This window comes from Streptomyces fungicidicus, from assembly GCF_003665435.1.
Taxonomy (GTDB): domain Bacteria; phylum Actinomycetota; class Actinomycetes; order Streptomycetales; family Streptomycetaceae; genus Streptomyces; species Streptomyces fungicidicus.
In genome coordinates, this window is the sequence record NZ_CP023407.1 from 20,105 (window position 1) to 36,433 (window position 16,329).

The following is a 16,329-nucleotide window of genomic DNA, read 5'->3' on the forward strand; positions in this document are numbered from 1 at the left end:
ACGCAGCTCCAGGCCGCGCGGCTCCTGGGCGTGGAGGGCCGCTCGGACGAGGTTCGCGGGGCTCGGCTGGCCGCGCTGCAGACGGCGCTGGTGAAGGCCTCGGCGGAGGAGGGCTTTTGTCGGACGCTGGTCTTTCACCATCAGGTGAAGGAGGCCGAGGCGTTCGCAGCCGGGCTCCTTGACGTCGCCGGGCGGCTGCATGCCGGTGCGCCGGAGCTGTATCCGCGCACGGTCTGGGCGGACTGGTTGTGCGGCGAACACACACCGGGCCACCGGCGGCGGGTGCTGGGCGAGTTCGCGGCTGGGATCGCCACGGACGGCACGGTCGTGGAGAAGGGCTACCTGGGCTCGGTGAGGGTCCTGGGCGAAGGCGTGGACACGAAGAACTGTGACTCCGTCTACTTCGCCGACGTGCGCGGCTCCATGCCTGATCTCGTCCAGGCCGTCGGGCGCGCCCTGCGCCTGCAGCCCGGCGAGGGCAAGGTCGCCTCGCTCGTGGTGCCGGTGCTGCTCGGGCCGGGTGAGACGGCCGACAGCATGCTCACCTCGCGTGCGTATGGCGGGCTCGCGAAGCTGCTCGAGGCGCTCAGGGCGCACGACGCCCGTGTGGTGGAGCAGCTCGCCGAGCAGCAGGTGCCAAGCGGCGTCCGGGGTGTCCAGTCCCGTTCGAGCGGGGCGGAGGACGAGGGGGCCGACGGCGACCGGAGCGGCCGTGGTCTGTCGGTGCCGCCCGGGAGCTGCTGAAGTTCTCGACGCCGCGTGACCCGGCGCAGCTGGCCGCGTTCATCAGCCTGCGGGTGATCAACCCTGAACACGCTCACTGGCGGCGCGGTGTGGAGGCGGCCGTCCTCTACCACCGACTGCACGGCGACCTGCGCGTGCCGTTCACCTACCGTGTGCCCGCCGGCGACGGTCAGGAGGCCGGGGCCGAAGGGTGGCCGGCCTCGCTCGCCGGTTTTCCCCTAGGGCAGTGGATCGCGGACGCCAGGCGGTTCTACGCGCGCGGGGACATGGACGAAGGCCGCGTCGAGCAGTTGGAAAAGCTCGGCATGGTGTGGTCGCACTACGACGTCGCGTGGGAGGAAGGCCTCGCCGCGGCGCGCGGGTGGGCTGCGGAGAGCGGGCACCTGTTGGCGCCGACCGACGCCACCTACCAGGGATACCGGGTGGGCATCTGGTTGAAGAACCAGCGGGCCGCAGCCCGGAAGGCGCAGGAGATCGAACAGCGGCGGGCCGAAGAACTGCCCGCTGCGTCGGCGGCCGGCGCACTGCCGGAGGAGCGACGCGAGCAGTTGGAGGACATCGACCCGTCGTGGTACCCCGCGTGGCCGGTGGAGTGGCAACGCGCTTTCCACCTCACCCGGCTCCACCTCGAGGCCGGCGGCGCGCTGCCCACCTCGCCGGGCGAGGTCGTACACCAGGGCGAGGACCTCGGCCGGTGGGTGCGGGCGCAGCGACTCGGCTGGGACAGGCTGACGACCGTGCAGCAGTGGATGTGCGAACACGTTCTCGGGATCGAACCCGCGAGCGAGGACGAGAAACCGCCCCCGCGCCGCACGCAGGCTGACAAGTGGGCGCTGAACTACGCCGCCGCCTGCCAGTTCTACGAACGGGAGGGGCACCTGCGGGTGCCCAGGAAGCACATCGAACGGCTCGCCATCGACGGTAGCGACGGCGGCGAGGACCAGGAGGAACGAGAGCTCAAGCTGGGCGCGTGGATCGGGAACCAGCGCAGCCGAGCCTCGACCCTGCCGCCGGAGCGGGTGGAGCAGCTGGCCGCCATCGGCATGCGCTGGACATGAGGCGAACAGGCTCCGCCGCCCAGGCGCAACCGCTGCGCCGCCAAGCCGACCGTCAACAGCCTTCCGCCGCAGGCACTAAGAACGCCTAACACAATGAGGTGGATCGGTTCTGGTGGCCGTGTCCGGTCGGTGGGTTCGGCGTTGTCCGGGTCATGAGGGCTTCGCCGTGGATCGTGTCGGATGACCTGTGGGAGCGGATCGAGCCGCTGCTGCCGAAGCGGGAGAGGCGGTTCAGGTACCCGGGCCGCAAGCCGGTCCCGGACCGACAGGCGCTGTGCGGGATCCTGTTCGTGCTACACACCGGCATTCAGTGGGAACACCTGCCTCAGGAGCTCGGCTTCGGGTCCGGTATGACCTGCTGGCGACGGCTGCGGGACTGGAACAAGGCTGGCGTTTGGCAACGGCTACACGAGGTGCTACTGGCCGAGCTGAATGCCGCCGCCCGCCTCGACTGGTCAAGAGCGGTCGTCGACTCCAGCCACGTCAAGACCTTAAAGGGGGCCCCAGACCGGACCGTCGCCAGTCGACCGAGGACGGGCCGGCTCCAAGCATCACCTGATCACCGACGGCCACGGCACCCCGCTCGCGGTCATCCTCACCGGCGGCAACCGCAACGACGTCACCCAGCTCATGCCGCTGCTCGGCGCCGTCCCGCCTGTCCGCGGCCGGCCGGGACGGCCCTGCCGAAAGCCCCAGTCGGTCTTCGCCGACCGAGGCTACGACCACGACGTCTACCGCGACCAGGTCCGGGCCCGCCGGATCCTGCCCCTCATCGCCCGACGCGGCACACCCCACGGCAGCGGCCTGGGCGTCTACCGGTGGGTGGTTGAGCGCACCTTCGCCTGGCTCCACGGCTTCAAACGACTCCGCGTCCGCTGGGAACGACGGGCCGACATCCACGAAGCCTTCCTCAAGCTCGCCTGCTGCCTGATCACCCACCGACAAGTGCTGTCCCTGACCTGACCGGCACTCGCCCCAAGTCGACAGACCGCCCCGGCAAACTGATCGCATGGACCGAGACACCCTGCAATCCGCACTGTCCCAGGACGTCAGCGCGTCTGCCCGCGCAGCCCTGGCCCAGCTGGAGGCAGGCGCGGACTTCGAGGTCTTTCTGAACCAAACAGCCTCTGCGCAACAGCTTTGGGACATCTGGTCGTGGCGGCACGAAGTCATGCTCGAAACGGGCGTCACGCCTCGGCCCGGACTTGTGGAAGCCATCGCCGGACTCCAAGCCGCAGGAACAGCCCGGGTCTACATGGCGACCGTCACTGGAACGCGGAGACGTTTCACGATCTTCCTGTCGGAAGACCTCACCCAGTGCGTTGCCTGCTGGTGACTACCTCATTGTGTTAGGCGTTCTTACAGCGGCTAACACAATGAGTTGATCTGTCGGTGGGTGATGAGGCAGCAGGCGAGTTTGAGGAAGGCTTCGTGGATGTCGGCTCGTCGTTCCCAGCGGATGCGGAGGCGTTTGAAGCCGTGGAGCCAGGCGAAGCTGCGTTCGACGACCCAGCGGTAGGTTCCCAGTCCGGTGCCGTGGAGGGCGCCGCGGCGGGCGATGACCGGGACGATGCGGTGCTGGCGGACCTGGTCGCGGTAGATGTCGTGGTCGTACCCGCGGTCGGCGAAGAGTGAGTCGGGCTTGCGTCGCGGGTGCCCGATCCGGCCCCTGATGGGCGGGACGGCGTCGATCAGTGGCATGAGCTGGGTGACGTCGTTGCGGTTGCCGCCGGTGAGGATCACGGCGAGCGGTGTGCCGTGTCCGTCGGTGATCAGGTGGTGTTTCGATCCGCTTCGGCCACGATCGACCGGACTCGGCCCCGTGAGGCCCCCCCCTTTTTATGGCCCGCACGTGGCTGGAGTCGACCACGGCACGCGACCAGTCGAGGCGGGCCGCCGCGTTGAGCTCGGCCAGTAGCACCTCGTGCAGCTGCTGCCAGACGCCAGCCTCGTTCCAGTCCCGCAACCTCCGCCAGCACGTCATGCCCGAGCCGAAGCCCAACTCCCTGGGCAGGTACTCCCACTGGATGCCGGTGTGCAGAACGAACAGGATGCCGCACAGCACCTGCCGATCCGGCAGCGGCCTTCGTCCAGGGTGACGAAACCGGCGCTCCTTGCGCGGCAGCAGCGGCTCAATCCGCTCCCACAGAGCATTCGACACGATCCACGGCGAAGCCCCCATACCCGGACAAAGCCCATCTCCGGACACGGACACGGCCAACAGGCCCTATCCACCTCATTGTGTCAGCCATTGTAAGACCCCGCGGCGAGGTCAGTCGTCCTCGGCGAAGAGGTGCGCGTCCTTCGACTCGTTATACGGGCGGCACTTCTTCAGCTCGTCGTCCCAGACCATCCTGTTGTTCGGGCTGTTCCGGTCTTCAGGGCAATCACGCTCGATGGGCTGCAGCCCCGCGTCGACCGTGATGAACCTGGTGGGGTCCCGAGGGTGGAGGTAATCGCCGGGCATCATGGCACTTGCGTCGTACCAGGGAGCGATCCTCGATGTTACGGCTTCCTCGTCAGCCATGGCCTCGTCCTTTCTAAGGGGGCATCGCCCGCACTGTACAGATCAACTCACGTCACCCGAGCCCAGTTTGAGAGTCTTCGTCCCGAAGGGCGAATCAAGCCGTAGCGCAGGGTGGTCGTGCGCGGTCTTCGAAATCGCGAGGCCGCCGGTTCGAATCCGGTCGGGCGTGGAAGCGGCCGCTGGCCTGCGGAAGGTGAGCGGCGTCACCTCGGCCGACGGCGTGCTCCCGCTCACCTTCGCCTCCGGGGGATCGGAACGGCCAGTAGCGGTGGCGGCCGGTCGCGGTGACCTGGTTCGCGATGCGGCCGTAGGCGCGGAGCTTGCCCCTCTACAGACTCAGCTCGTCCGGGGGCTGCTGGGCCTCCTCCTTCACCGGACGCCCGTTGACCGCAGTGATGGTCAGATCGTCGTGCTTCGTAAGGGCGCGTGACAGGGGGTGGATGGCGGTAAGGAGCCCGGTGGATTCCTTCACCGACACTTCGTAGCACGGGAGGCCCCTGATATGGGTCACGGCCGAGACCACTCGGCCAGCGGAATCGATCTTGTTGGCAATCGCAACGATCGGCACCTCCCTCCCCCCAGACAGGACAGCCCGCAGGTGGCGCACCCAAGGCTCAATGCGCGCAAAGGTGTCCTTGCTGGTGCAGTCGAACACGGCCAAGGCAGCGTCGGCGCCGATAAAGAACCCGTCCTTCAGTGGGGAGCCCGCATCGTGGCCGCCCACATCCCAGATTTCGAGGACGATTCTGCCCTCGGTCGTCTCCAGCGGCAGCCGGGAGACCTCGCAGCCGGTCGTCGGCCCGTACTCGCTCACGAACTCGTCCGAGAGCAGGCGCTTGGCCAGAGCGGTCTTGCCGACCTTCGAGTCACCGATCAGCACAACCTTGTAGCGCACCTCAGCAACATCAGACACGGCGAACTCCACTCCCTATAAACCGAAGATGATCAAAAGCTCACTACCCGCTTCTCACCTGCCACATCCTCTCGCAGAGTGTGCAGCACGTGCTGCATCCCGCGCAGCGCCTTGACGGTCCGGGACTGGAAAACGACCGAAATGCCGGGCCCGTCACTCCTTCCTCGGAAGCAGCGGCACGATCCACGGTGAAGCCCTCACGGCACGGACAACCCTCAACCCGCCTGCAAGGAACGGCCATCAAGGCCGATCCACCTCATTGTGTTAGCCGCTGTGAGAACTACCTACACCCCACCCAGCCGCACTCCATACAGAACACATAATCCCAGCTCACACACCCGGCCCACCGCACACGAACCGCCCACCCGGCCTCTCAACAAACCCACAACACACTAACAAGCCCTCTTCGGAGCGTTACCTGCTAAGGGGCCGCCTCCGAGCATGGCGCCAGCTATGCATGCAGTGGTGACGGCCTCACCCGAAAGCCCATCCGAAACTGATGGCCACAGCTTCTCCCCATTGGCCATCTTTGAACTCCATCGCGGCCTTCACGAAACCCATTGGGATGAGAGCGTCAGCGACATCACCGAAGCTAAGCAATCACACACGGAGGGAACCGTCGGCCGCAGCTGCGTTCGCCCGTCCGAGTACGTTGCACTGGGCGACAGCCCTCGCCCCGAACTTTTTCCGGAGCGGTATGAGGGCGAGCCCTGCAATGATCGCGAGGACCGCAACAAGTACCCGCACGTCGTTTCCTCCTACGTCATTGGCGTCGATCGAGTTGTAAACAAATTTCCTAGAACTGCACTTGTAGACCACCGCTGCACGTTGGGCTGGAGACGTATGTCCTATGAGCCTCTGCGCGTACGGTTGGACGCTTCATCTGCGGCGATTGCGAAGCAGGCCCGTCACGACGAAGATCCCCACAAATACGGCAACGACGATGAAGGCCACCTGCCCCCATACCGGCAGCTCGGGACCGCCTCCGGGAGCTGCTATGGGGATGTTCATGCCTTTTTGGTGCTTTTCGGCCGCAGTGGCTTTATCGAGCAGGAGCGACGTCGCTTGTCGATGGGTCGGCGGCGTTGCCCAGCCCCAGTGGACCTGAGTGTGGAGCTGTCCGATGTGGCCGCGGTAGCTGTCCACCCGGTTTTCCTCAAGAAACGGCTCGCGTCCGCTGCCGGCACCAGAACGAGCCAGGCCCAGCACACTGCAGCTAGCTAGTTTTCCCTCTTGGTATGGCGGAGCAGTAGCAGGCCGCACGCCGCTGCGGCAAGCGGGGCCACGTGAATTGCTGCGAGGCTGGCTCCCGACGCAAGCATAATGATGACCGAGACAGTCATAACCGCCGCGAATCCGACTAGGAAATAGGCCAGGATTCGCAGGATTCCCCTCGCCTCGCTATCCATTTTTCGGCTCACTTCCGACGCCAACGCGCTACGGCTACCATGATGACAACGATGGCCATGGAGCCCAGGAATATAGGAATCTCCCAGCCATCAGGAATCCAAGCTCCCTTTCCCGAAGCGTCGGCAAATTGCAGCACGATATCCGGCTCCTTCCTATCTTCAACGGTTTTGGCCGCTCCCGGGGTGGCGCATGACCGCCACCCCGGGTCGGGTTGGCGCGATCTTTTTATGACCACGCATCCTTTGTCTGGTCCTCAGCAAAGTTGCCCGCTGCGTCTCCGCCGACAGCACACGGGACCGCAGCGGCTGCGCCTACTACGGGACCTCCTCCAAGCGTGGCGCCGGCTACGCACGCAGTGGTGACGGCCTCGCCGAAAGCCCATCCGAAACTGATGGCCGCGGCCTCCCCCCATTGGCCTTCTTTGATTGCGCCTCCGAACTGGATCGCGGTCTTCACGTCGCCCATGGGGGTAAGAGCGTCAGCGACATCACCGAAGCTGAGCAATCCGGTGGGGTCGATGCGGTTGACCGGGTCGCCTTCGGCGTAGAGGTAGGGGTTCTTCTCCTGGCCGGAGGGGTCGGGGCTGGTGAAGCGGCCGATGTTGGGGTCGTAGTAGCGGGCCTCGTAGTGGTAGAGGCCGGTGGGGTCCTGGTAGCCGCCGGCGAAGCGGTAGGGCTGCGGGACCTGCTCGCTGGTCGTGGTGCGCTGGACGCCGCGGGGGCTGTAGGCGTAGGTGTTCACCTTCGTGCCGGCCTCGTCGGCGAGCGCGACGACGGAGCCGAGCGCGTCGGTGAGGTAGTAGTACGACTTGCCCCCGGTCGTCATGGAGTTCAGCGTGCCCCCGGGTTCCCGGTTGAATCCCATGTCCACGCCGGCGGTCGTCTCGGCCGAGAGGCCGAGCGGGCCGTTGTGGAAGAAGGTGTCGCCGAGCTTGATCCGCTCGCTCTGATCGGTCGAGCCGTACTGGCCGGCGTAGGTCTTGGCGCCGACGGTGATCGACGTCATCTGGCTGTAGTCGGACCACTGTTCGCCGGTGCGCGTCCCCTCGGGTGTGGAGGCGGCGGCGGTCTCGTTGCCGAGCTTGTCGTAGGACCAGTTGGCCGTCGAGCCGTTCTTCGCGGTGATCTGCTGGGCGTCGTTGACGGTGTAGGTGGTGCCGCGCGGGCAGCCGGGGTCGACACCCTGGCTGGTGAGGTTGCCGGCCTGGTCGTAGCAGTACTGCCAGGAGGCCTTGAGGGTGGTGCCCTGGTCTTCCCTGGCGTAGGAGAAGCGGCCGGCGCTGTCGTAGGTGTAGGTGGTCTTCAGCCCGGTGACCGCGTCGGTGCGGGTGCGGATCTTGGCGCCGTCCTTGCCGGCGTTGGAGTAGGAGTAGGCGAGGTCGACCAGGGTGCCCTTGGGCGAGGTCGCCTTGATCTTCTCCGGACGGCTCGACTTGTCCGGGGTGACGCTCTGGACGGTGCCGCCGGGGTAGGTGGTCGTGGTGCGGAAGTCGTTGTTGTTGTACTTGTACGTGGTCTTCTTGCCGGTCGGATCCTTCAGCTCGGTGAGCTTGTTGACCTCGTTCCACGTGTAGTCCGTGACGCCGGCCGGGTCCTCGTAAATGTCGACGTTGCCCGCGGGAGTGTAGGTGAGCTTGGTCTGCGACCCGTTCTGCAGCGTGCGGATGGTCTCCCGGGAGAGCGGGTCGAACTCGTAGGTGGTGACGCCGGTGCTGTCGTCGCGCTGGCGGAGGTTGCCGTCGCCGTCGTAGTGGTAGCGGACGGTGTCGTTGGTGGAGGAGACCAGCTTGATCCGGTCGCGGTTGTCGTACTCGTAGACCGTCTTGATGCCGCGGCCGTCGGTCACGGTCTCGGGGCGGCCGAGCGCGTCGTAGGTGTAGGTCGTTTCACCGAGTGGGGCGGGCGGGCTGACCTTGGACAGGTTGCCCTTGGCGTCATAGTCGAACGATGTCGACACCGACTTGGTGGCCGACATGGTGGTGGTGACCTTGCAGGTCTGGCCCTCGAAGCCGTCGCAGGTCGGGGTGGCGGGGTTGTAGTCGAAGGACCGCTTGCCGCCGCCGGTTCCCGTCACCGCGACCGACTTGGTGTTGCCGGCCGTGTCATAGGTGTAGTCGCTCTTCTCGCCGTCGGCGCTGGTGAGTGTCTTCGGCAGGTCGGCGCCGGCGATGGTCTGGTAGCCGGTGAGGGTGGCGGTGGCGCCGGTGGGCAGCCTGGCGGAGGTGGGGTTGTTGCGGGTGTCCCAGCCGTAGGCGGTGACGTTGCCTGCGCCGGTGCCGACGCCCATGGCGTCTTCGGCGGTGTCGATGTTGTGGTTGGCGTCGAAGGTCCGCTTCCGGGTGTGGCCGAGGGCGTCGGTGACCTTGGTGACGCCGCCGTCGACGTTGTGCTCGTACTTCGTGGCGTGCTGCTCAGGGTCGGTGACCGTCGTGGTCCCAGCAGCGGACGGGTCGGTGTTCGAGTACGCGTAGGTGTACGCCGGTCCCGTGTGTCCCGAGCCGTTGAAGTCGGTGGCCCTCAGCATGGAGCGGACGCGGTTGTCCTCGTCGTAGGTGAAGACCGTGACCCGCCCCTCCGGGGTGGTGATCTTCGTCAGGCGGCGGGAGGGGTCGTAGTCGAAGACGGTGGACTTGCCTTCCGTGTCCGTGGTCTTCACCAGATCGCCGGCCTCGTTGAGGTCGAAGACGGCGGTGCGGCCCGTGTGGTCCTTGGCCTGCCACTGGTTCGGGTACGTCTTGAGCAGGTCGACCCAGCGGCCCGAGCGGGTCTCGGTGAGCTTGAAGCCCTTGTGCTCGCTGCCGTCGTCGTGCTGTTCGACGGTGACGGTGCCGCGGTTCCTGTCGGTGACCTTCGTCAGCGTTCCGTGCTCGTCGTAGGTGTCCTTCGAGCCGGACTTGCGGTCGCTGAGGGTGTAGGTGCCGTCCGCGTTCTTCTTCAGGTCCTTCGAGTGGCCCTTGGGCGTGGTGTAGGTGCCGTCGGCGTTCGCGTCGAAGCGGACGGCGGCGCCGGTGGAGTCGTAGAGGACGACTTCGTTGCTGAAGAGGTGGAGATAGCGCTCGTACTCCTGCCACCACCGCTGGGAGACCTTGCCCCAGGGCGCGTCGAAGGAGTTGTACGTCCGCGCCAGGCGCAGCGTCTTGCCCACGCCCGCGACCTGGAAGTCGGTGCCGGCGAGCATCAGGTTGCCGGTGGACAGGTTGATCCGGGCCACCAGGGAGTCGGTGATCCGGAAGTCGGACATCTGGTGCCAGGGCACGGCTCCCTGGTCCTCGGGCACGTACACCGTCACAGCGGCGTCGGACGCGGCCGACCGGGACGACGCCTTCGGCGGCGTCGGTGGCTCACCGGTAAGGGCGCGCTCCTTCTGCTCGGCCCGCCAGGCGGCCTGCTCCTTGGTCGGCGCGGCCTCCTCCTGACCAGGCACCGGCCTGGTGTCACCGACCTTGACGGGTGGTTCCTCGAAGTCGGTCTTCTTGCCCCAAGACGAGGTCGGTCCCGGATCCGCCGGCGACGGTGCGGCCAACGCCGGTACTGCCGGGGCCACCAGGGACAGCGCCGCGAGCGCGGCTATCAGCCCGAAGCGCGACGATCTGCGGGCACGCCGAAACGGCGTGCGTATGGCACGCGAGTGCATCAACTTCCCCCCACAGGAAGACAGACACGGCAACCCCAACGGTCACCGCGGACTCACAACCTGTCACAAGAAGCACACAAAACAGCCCGCCCTCCCCCCGAAACGCATATGCATTCCGTCCGGAATAAGCCCCATCGCTTCTATGAGTCATACATGAACGAAGAGGTATGAAGCGGACGCAGATCGGATGGGTGAAGCGGTTCCGCTATCGATCCACCTGGAAAACCTGGCTTGAATCGAACGAATTGACCTCTTCCCGGAAGCAAGTGGTCAACGAGAGGCGCTTTCAAGACAGGTTCAGACCTGACTTGATCTTCCCGTCGAGCCCGGCCCCCAAGGGTTCCGTGGTCGTCACGGCACGCCACCGAGCCCCAGGAAGTTGTCTTAGAGCAATGGTCGAACGTGGGGCAGGGCTGCAAGCCCTCCCCCACGGCATGCACACTTGCCGCGCCCTGCATGCGTGGTCCCCCAGCCCGCGGCAACCGCCCCTGCTGCAAAGGACCCCTGACATGAGCGTGCCCGGAAGACGCCGAGCCTGCCCGCACCCCACCCGCGGGCGCCGCGCCGACACCGACCGCACCGCTCGCGCCGTGCAGCGGACCGGCCGGCTGCTGTGCTGGAGCCTGGCCGCCGGCATGGCCGGCGCCGCGACCGAGGCTCTGTTCCACCCCGGAGCCGGCTGGTGGCCGCTCCTGTGGCCCCTGCCCTGGTACCTCACCCCCGCCAGCGCCCTCACCTGGGGCATCCTGCGCCTACGCGAGAAAACAGCACGCCGGCCACCAGACGACCACGACGACCTCCCGGCGGAGGAGCACGGGCAAGCAGCCTGATGCACAGGCGCGCTGACCCTGCTGCGGTCGCTCCCCCACGCCTTCATCAGGCTGCCCCGTAGCGCTGCAGTCCCGCCCCCCAAACGGTCTGCCGCAGAGGCAAGACGGTGCTCAGCGCAGGAAGGCCCGGACGGCTCCCGGCCATGCCCGCAGTGCGGCCCGGCCTCTGGGACAGTGCTCTCGCCGTGCGTAGGGTCGGACGGGTGACGAGGAGGCAGACACCCCCGTGCCGGTGCCCTCTGCGGAGACGGCTGCCGCGGCGGCCGCGTTCCTGGACGGGCAGAAAATCACCGCTTCCCAGTGCGGGGGCTGCGGCAAAGAGATCTACGGCATCAAGGGCCGGTACTCGTGTGCCTGCGGGTGGACGAACCCCTGGTGGGAGGGGCACGGGGACCTGCCGGCCGCCGAAACCGACCCCGACTGGCCCGGCCACGTCGCGCAACCCTGACCCTGCGTCCCCCCCTGGTGGGGCTGCTGATGGCTGCTGGTGCACCGTGCCGGGCTTGTACGCCTGTGCGCCCTGCCGCGCGCGCTCCCGGCCTGCCGGGCGGCGTCGCACGGTCGAGCGTATGGCGGATGCGCAGGTACAGGCGTGTGCGGGGCGCGGAGACGGTTCGGACTGCCCGAACGGGGAGAACGACGACATCGGTGTGCTGGTGGACGGGGTGCGGTGCGAGGAGTGCCAGCACCACTACGAGCTGGACCACGCGGAGTCGGCACGGCGGCTGCCCGTGGACGAGGGGTTGACGCGGCCGCACGGAGACCCGCGGGAAGCCGGGCCGGGGACCGCGGCGTAGACCGATGACCTGCCGGCCCTGGTGGAGTGCTGATGGTGCCGAGGGGACTTCACTAACGCCGGTCCACATGCCGACACAACGACGTGCCCGAGCCCGCCTACCGCGCATCTTCGAACGCAGAACGGCCCGCGGGGCGGTGTGCACCTGGCGACGGGACTGGGCGTGGACCGGCCGGGCGGGTGGGGTGATGCGGTCAGCCGGCGGGGAGGACCGAGGACGATGGCAATGCTCACGATTGCGCTCCGGAGGACCCCTGCGTCGGCCGAGAGGCCGGTCAGACGGGGCCCCCAAGGTGAGGATCGCGGCCGACCGGATCCAGGCGCGCGCCTGACGGGGGCGGAGCCGGGTCGTGGAAGATCCGGCTCCGCCCCCGTCAGGCGCGGTTCGAAAGTCTCCGCTTCTCAGGTTGCCGCCGCGGTCTCCGCGAGCTTTTGGAACTCTCCCAGGTCGTAGTTGGCGAGCGTGGAGTCCAGGTTCGTCAGCGCGCCCAGGTGTTCGATGAAGCCCTTGGGGTCGTACTCGATCTGGAGGGTGACCCTGCTCGTCGTGTCGCTGAGCCGGTGGAAGGTGACGACGCCCGCGTGGTCCACCCCCTCCGTGGTCCGCCAGGCGATCCGGTTCTCCTCCACTACCTCGGTGAGCTCGGCGACGAAGTTCCTGTCCGCGCCGGGCAGGGCAAGCTGCCAGGCGAATCGGCGCTCGTCCAAGGGCTGAACCAGGCGGACGTGGCTCAGGAACGACGGCCACCTCGTCACGTCGCTCCACAGGGACCAGGTCACGGACACGGGGGCATTGATGTCGACCGTCTCTACCAGGGAAGAGGACACGCGGCACCTTCCTCGCTCGCTCGGGCCTGGGCTTGGTCCACCGCAGGCGGTACACGGACGGGTCCCTGTTACCCGCAAGGGGTCGCCGCACACGGCAACGACCGGAACGGCTACCTGGTTTCGCTCGTGAATGTCGACGAGAAGCGGTTCTGGCTCACTTTCCGTGGAGGGCTAACTGAACGTAATGTCGACCTCCTATGACCAGCGGTGAGAGGCTGACGTGAGCCAGTACTACGACTTGGTGTGGGCGATCGCGTATTTCCCCACGGGAACGTTCACGTAATTCCCCAGGTGCTCGTCCGTCAGCACGCAGTGAGGCCCTACTAGGTGTGTTGTTCGGGCAGGTTGGTGACGCGGCTGGCTGGTGGGTGGCCGCCGATGCCGGTGTGGGGTCGGTGGTAGTTTTACCAGTCCAGCCAGTCGGGAAACGCTGTCTGGCGTTCGCGGTCTGTGGTGTAGGGCCGGTGGTAGGCCCATTCGTCGAGCAGGGTGCGGTGGAAGCGTTCGACCTTTCCGTTGGTCTGGGGTCGCCAGGGCTTGGTCCAGCGGGGGCTGATGCCCAGGTCGTGGCAGGTCTGGCGCCAGGTGTTCTTGGTGTGGGCCCAGGCGTTGTCGGTGAGGACCCGTTCGATCGTGATGCCGTGTGCGGCGAACCAGGCGGCGGCCCGGGTGAGGAAGCCGGCGCAGGTGGTGGCCTTCTCGTCGGGGAGGTCTTCGGTGTAGGCGAGGCGGGTGTGGTCGTCCAGGGCGGTGTGCAGGTAGGCGTATCCGGTGCCGTTGCGGCGGTCCTGGTTGGCTCTGCCTGCTGCGCGGCCGAGGACCTTGTGGCCACCGCCGTCGGGGATGCGGCCGAGTTTCTTGACGTCGATGTGGGCCAGTTCCCCGGGCCGGGCACGCTCGTAGCGGCGCACGGGCTCGCCAGTGGCCCGGTCCAGCGTGGCCAGTGCGGGCAGGCCGTGCCGCAGGAGGATGCGGTGCGCGGTCGAGGCGGCGATGCCGCAACGGGCAGCCAGCCGCACCGGACCGATCCGGTGTTCGAGTCGCAGCCGCACCACCTGCTGTTCGACCGGGGCGGGCGTCTGGCGCGGGCTGTGGTGGGGGCGGCTGGAGCGGTCGAGCATCCGGGCCGGGCCCAGTTGCCGGTAGCGGCCCGCCCACCGGGCGGCGGTGGTGTGGCTGACCTGGAAGCGTTCCGCGGCCCGCCGCAACGGCCAGCCTTCGTCCACGACGCACCGGGCCAGGCGAAGCCGTCCGGTCGGAGTCAGCGGGGCGTTACGGTGGGACACGAGGGCCTCCTGCGGTCGGTGCAGATGTCGCAATCCACACCGAACCCAGAAGGCCCTCACCCGTTCAAGCACCCAGCACGCGTGTCACCAACGTCCCGGGACAGCACAACTAGGGCGTGTGTCGGAAGTGCTCTAGGTTGGCTGACGTGACTGGGCGGGGGCGGAGTTATCGATATGTCGGACCGGTCGAGCTGAAGGCTGCAGTACGGCCTGGTGACGGCGGGCGTCGTATCGGCTCGGCGGCTGACTTCGACGGCTGGATCACGGAGCAATCGGCGGCCGAACTGGCCGAACCGTTCACGTTCGTGGTCGGCGTGGACGGTGTGCTTCGGCTGGCGCCGCGCCGGAGCGAGCACGTGGCCTGTGCCGGCGGAGACATGGTCCTGAGCGCTGGTGAGATCAGCTTCATGCGCGAGGCAGACCGGTGGACCGTGAGCGAGGTCAGCAACCAGTCCACCGGCTACTGCCCAGATGTCACCTCCTGGGCGGAAGTCGCCCGCGCCCTGGACGCTGCAGAGCTCCAGCGGCCATCCGGCTTCACCCACGAGGTGGTGTTCCGGCGATGCCCCGACTGCCAGGAGCGCAACATCGTCCGTGAGGACGACTTCGTCTGCGTCTTCTGCGGCAGCGATTTGCCCGCGGCATGGAACGTGGATCCCGCCACGTGACGGCCCAAAGTCACAGCCACTCGCTGATGGTCGCGACCAGCACGGTCGCCTCGTAGCGGACGGCGAGCTTGTCGTATCGCGTGGCGACAGCACGGTGTCTCTTGAGACGGTTGATCCCGCACTCGACCGCATGGCGCTGGCGGTAGTCGGCCGGGTCGAAGCGCGGCGGCCGACCGCCGCGGGAGCCGGGCTTCTGGCGGTTGCGTGCCTGGTCGGCCTTGTCCGGGATGGTGCATCGGATTCCGCGTCGGCGCAGGCAGGCGCGATTGTTGCGGGAGGCGTACACCTTGTCAGCCCGCACCCGATCGGGACGAACGCGTGGCCGACCCGGCCCGAGGCGGGGCACGCGAACCTTCTCCAGCACCGGTTCGAATTGCGGCGAGTCTCCACGCTGCCCTGCCGTCACCACGATCGACAGGGGCTTCTGACCCTGTTCGACGGCCAAGTGCAGCTTGGTGGTAACCCGCCGCGCGAGCGCCCCAACCCATGATCACGAGACTCGGTGAACACGCCACCCGGCGGTTCCTTCTGCAGATCACCCTGCCTGCGAGCTCCGGCCGCATGCTGGTGAGCGCGGCAGACCGTGGAGTCGACGCTGAGGTCCCACGTGATTGCGCCCTTCGCATCGGCCAGGGACTGGAGGCGGGTGAGGATGCGGTGCCAGGTGCCGTTCCGCTGCCATCCACGGAACAGGTCGTAAACCCGGTTCCAGGGCCCGTACTCGACAGGGATGTCCCGCCACGGCACACCGGTCCGGACACGGAACCGTATGCCGTTGATCAGCTGCCGCCGAGGCCACACAGGCGGCCGCCCCACCTTCGTCCCCTTCGGCAACAACGGCCCCAGCACCGCCCACTGCTCGTCCGTGAGATCTCCCCGACCCATGAACCGTGATCATTCACAGCCCCAAGATCCACTTTCGACACACGGCCTAGAACGGAAGGGGTGAGGGCCTTCCGTTCCTTCGTGAGGCGCTTCCCCGGAGCGCGTCGGTCGCCAGGCGGTGTGTGTGGGAGGGGAGGCCATCGTCCGGCACGCTGCGGTTGGTCTGGCCCTTGCCGTGGATGTCGGTGAGCTCGGTGGCGATGCGGTTGTGGGTGGTCGTGGCCGGCACCCGGGCCGCTTTCAGCGGCGCGACCGTGTGGCGGGTCAGTTCCGGACGACGGCCACCTGCTGAGTGAGGAATCAGTTCCTGGAGCCGGCGATCGCGGTGACGCGGATCTCCACCCGCATGGCGGCGAGGCCGAGCACCGTGACTCCGGTTTCGGTCCAGATCGGCGCGCGTCCGTCGAGGCGGAGACGGAACTGCTCGGCCATGATGCGGTTGACGTCCTCGCTGATGGCGTCCTCACCGGGTGCGACCTTGTGGTATGAGTTGACGTGGATGACGTCCTGCCAGGTCGCGCCGACCGTGTCGAGCGCGCGCCCCACGTTCTCGAAGGCCTGGACGATCTCGTCCTCCAGCGAGTCGGGGATGTTCAGGTCATCGTCCACGCCTCCTTGGCCCGAGATCTCGACCCGGTCCCCGACGCGGACGGCGCTGCTGTAGCCGAGGGCTTCGTGAAGCTTCTCGCCATAGCCCGGAACGACGCCGAAAGTGACGGTGCTCATGGTTCTCCTTCTTCCTCTCTCCAGA

General features: G+C 67.4%; 16 protein-coding genes, 1 tRNA gene and 1 pseudogene. 9 read left to right on the forward strand and 9 right to left on the reverse strand.

Annotated elements, in window-relative coordinates; all coding sequences use genetic code 11:
- The first annotated feature begins 30 nt into the window (after window positions 1-30).
- The 4 genes from CNQ36_RS35765 (at window position 31) to CNQ36_RS00090 (ending at window position 3,138) form a co-directional block, all read left to right on the forward strand.
- Window positions 31-744: a helicase-related protein gene (locus tag CNQ36_RS35765; protein WP_410177111.1), complete on the forward strand. Its 714-nt coding sequence runs from the start codon at window positions 31-33 to the stop codon at window positions 742-744.
- 53 nt (window positions 745-797) lie between these two features.
- Window positions 798-1,802: a helicase associated domain-containing protein gene (locus CNQ36_RS35770; protein ID WP_410177112.1), complete on the forward strand. Its 1,005-nt coding sequence runs from the start codon at window positions 798-800 to the stop codon at window positions 1,800-1,802.
- A gap of 152 nt (window positions 1,803-1,954) precedes the next feature.
- Window positions 1,955-2,765, forward strand: a protein-coding gene (locus CNQ36_RS00085; protein WP_163013395.1) for an IS5 family transposase whose coding sequence is annotated in 2 segments (ribosomal slippage) — window positions 1,955-2,298 and window positions 2,297-2,765 — 813 coding nt in all. Because the reading frame shifts where the segments join, the coding sequence is not laid out codon by codon here.
- Between the two features lie 46 nt (window positions 2,766-2,811).
- Complete coding sequence (locus CNQ36_RS00090; protein WP_121544397.1) at window positions 2,812-3,138, forward strand: hypothetical protein; 327 nt, start codon at window positions 2,812-2,814, stop codon at window positions 3,136-3,138.
- Window positions 3,139-3,170: 32 nt separating this feature from the next.
- On the opposite strand, the gene CNQ36_RS00095 is transcribed toward CNQ36_RS00090, so the two are convergent.
- A protein-coding gene (locus CNQ36_RS00095; protein WP_410177113.1) for an IS5 family transposase occupies window positions 3,171-3,984 on the reverse strand; the annotation gives its coding sequence in 2 pieces (ribosomal slippage) (window positions 3,171-3,641 and window positions 3,643-3,984; 813 coding nt in all).
- Window positions 3,985-4,074: 90 nt separating this feature from the next.
- The gene (locus CNQ36_RS00100) at window positions 4,075-4,329 is read right to left on the reverse strand and encodes a hypothetical protein (protein ID WP_121544399.1); all 255 of its coding nucleotides are present in this window, start codon (window positions 4,327-4,329) and stop codon (window positions 4,075-4,077) included.
- A gap of 95 nt (window positions 4,330-4,424) precedes the next feature.
- On the opposite strand from CNQ36_RS00100, the gene CNQ36_RS34525 reads away from it, so the two are divergent.
- Window positions 4,425-4,499: transfer RNA gene (locus CNQ36_RS34525), tRNA-Arg, on the forward strand.
- A gap of 158 nt (window positions 4,500-4,657) precedes the next feature.
- On the opposite strand, the gene CNQ36_RS00105 is transcribed toward CNQ36_RS34525, so the two are convergent.
- The 3 genes from CNQ36_RS00105 to CNQ36_RS00120 all read right to left on the reverse strand — a co-directional run bounded on the left by CNQ36_RS00105 (window position 4,658) and on the right by CNQ36_RS00120 (window position 10,075).
- Window positions 4,658-5,242: a GTP-binding protein gene (locus CNQ36_RS00105; RefSeq protein ID WP_163013157.1), complete on the reverse strand. Its 585-nt coding sequence runs from the start codon at window positions 5,240-5,242 to the stop codon at window positions 4,658-4,660.
- 879 nt (window positions 5,243-6,121) lie between these two features.
- Entirely contained in the window at window positions 6,122-6,388 is a 267-nt protein-coding gene (locus tag CNQ36_RS00110; protein ID WP_163013141.1) for a hypothetical protein, read from the reverse strand.
- A 489-nt stretch (window positions 6,389-6,877) separates the two neighbouring features.
- Window positions 6,878-10,075: an RHS repeat-associated core domain-containing protein gene (locus CNQ36_RS00120; protein ID WP_323135668.1), complete on the reverse strand. Its 3,198-nt coding sequence runs from the start codon at window positions 10,073-10,075 to the stop codon at window positions 6,878-6,880.
- 719 nt (window positions 10,076-10,794) lie between these two features.
- Here CNQ36_RS00120 and CNQ36_RS00125 point away from each other — a divergent pair.
- From CNQ36_RS00125 to CNQ36_RS00135, 3 genes are all read left to right on the forward strand, one after another.
- Window positions 10,795-11,115 (forward strand): hypothetical protein, encoded by a 321-nt coding sequence (locus CNQ36_RS00125; RefSeq protein WP_228312874.1) that lies wholly within the window; start codon window positions 10,795-10,797, stop codon window positions 11,113-11,115.
- Window positions 11,116-11,341: 226 nt separating this feature from the next.
- Window positions 11,342-11,563 (forward strand): hypothetical protein, encoded by a 222-nt coding sequence (locus CNQ36_RS00130; protein WP_121544404.1) that lies wholly within the window; start codon window positions 11,342-11,344, stop codon window positions 11,561-11,563.
- A gap of 121 nt (window positions 11,564-11,684) precedes the next feature.
- Window positions 11,685-11,912: a hypothetical protein gene (locus tag CNQ36_RS00135; RefSeq protein ID WP_121544405.1), complete on the forward strand. Its 228-nt coding sequence runs from the start codon at window positions 11,685-11,687 to the stop codon at window positions 11,910-11,912.
- Between the two features lie 401 nt (window positions 11,913-12,313).
- Here CNQ36_RS00135 and CNQ36_RS00140 read toward each other — a convergent pair whose 3' ends face one another.
- Together CNQ36_RS00140 and CNQ36_RS00145 are read right to left on the reverse strand one after the other, a co-directional pair.
- The gene (locus CNQ36_RS00140; protein WP_121544406.1) at window positions 12,314-12,739 is read right to left on the reverse strand and encodes an SRPBCC family protein; all 426 of its coding nucleotides are present in this window, start codon (window positions 12,737-12,739) and stop codon (window positions 12,314-12,316) included.
- Window positions 12,740-13,062: 323 nt separating this feature from the next.
- A pseudogene (locus CNQ36_RS00145) lies at window positions 13,063-14,025 on the reverse strand (IS481 family transposase).
- Between the two features lie 146 nt (window positions 14,026-14,171).
- Here CNQ36_RS00145 and CNQ36_RS00150 point away from each other — a divergent pair.
- The gene (locus CNQ36_RS00150) at window positions 14,172-14,693 is read left to right on the forward strand and encodes a hypothetical protein (RefSeq protein ID WP_121544407.1); all 522 of its coding nucleotides are present in this window, start codon (window positions 14,172-14,174) and stop codon (window positions 14,691-14,693) included.
- A 10-nt stretch (window positions 14,694-14,703) separates the two neighbouring features.
- Here CNQ36_RS00150 and CNQ36_RS00155 read toward each other — a convergent pair.
- Window positions 14,704-15,578 (reverse strand): IS5 family transposase gene (locus tag CNQ36_RS00155; protein ID WP_206278387.1). Its coding sequence is split into 2 segments (ribosomal slippage): window positions 14,704-15,155 and window positions 15,155-15,578, totalling 876 coding nucleotides; the frame shifts between segments, so codons are not numbered across the junction.
- 300 nt (window positions 15,579-15,878) lie between these two features.
- Entirely contained in the window at window positions 15,879-16,304 is a 426-nt protein-coding gene (locus CNQ36_RS00165) for a Rid family hydrolase (RefSeq protein WP_121544409.1), read from the reverse strand.
- Between the last annotated feature and the right edge of the window lie 25 nt (window positions 16,305-16,329).

Coding starts and splice junctions, on each gene's coding strand:
- CNQ36_RS00090 (WP_121544397.1), top strand. CDS start 2,812: ATGGACCGAGACACCCTGCAATCCGCACTGTCCCAGGACGTCAGCGCG.
- CNQ36_RS00100 (WP_121544399.1), bottom strand. CDS start 4,329: ATGGCTGACGAGGAAGCCGTAACATCGAGGATCGCTCCCTGGTACGAC.
- CNQ36_RS00125 (WP_228312874.1), top strand. CDS start 10,795: ATGAGCGTGCCCGGAAGACGCCGAGCCTGCCCGCACCCCACCCGCGGG.
- CNQ36_RS00135 (WP_121544405.1), top strand. CDS start 11,685: ATGGCGGATGCGCAGGTACAGGCGTGTGCGGGGCGCGGAGACGGTTCG.
- CNQ36_RS00165 (WP_121544409.1), bottom strand. CDS start 16,304: ATGAGCACCGTCACTTTCGGCGTCGTTCCGGGCTATGGCGAGAAGCTT.